Genomic DNA, 292 nt, shown 5'->3' on the forward strand with positions numbered 1-292 from the left:
GCCACGCGCGGCAGGATAGTGCTTTTACGCAGCACGAAAATTGAGGATTCCGGCAACAGGCTCAGGGAACGCCCGCGCTCCGGCGCGGAAAACAGCACCACGCCGCCGGACTCGGTCAGGCCATACTCGGCATACACCACGCCCACTTTCGCCTTTTCGGCCTGGGTAATATTTTCGCTGCCACGCGCCGGATCCCAGACCACGGCGTTGCATTCCTGTTGCAAGCGTTCGGTAATGCCCAGCGCCGCCAGCCGGCTGTCACCGCTCAGCACCACCGGCTGCTGGCCCAATT

1 protein-coding gene is annotated in these 292 nt (G+C 63.4%); it reads right to left on the reverse strand.

Annotated features, from left to right (window positions below; translation table 11 throughout):
• Window positions 1–292: LUD domain-containing protein (locus tag J4G32_RS20870; RefSeq protein WP_210497579.1), on the reverse strand; the 292-nt coding region annotated here is incomplete at both ends.

Origin of the sequence: Microvirga antarctica (genome assembly GCF_017921815.1) — a bacterium.
In the GTDB taxonomy this organism is placed as follows: domain Bacteria; phylum Pseudomonadota; class Alphaproteobacteria; order Rhizobiales; family Beijerinckiaceae; genus Microvirga; species Microvirga antarctica.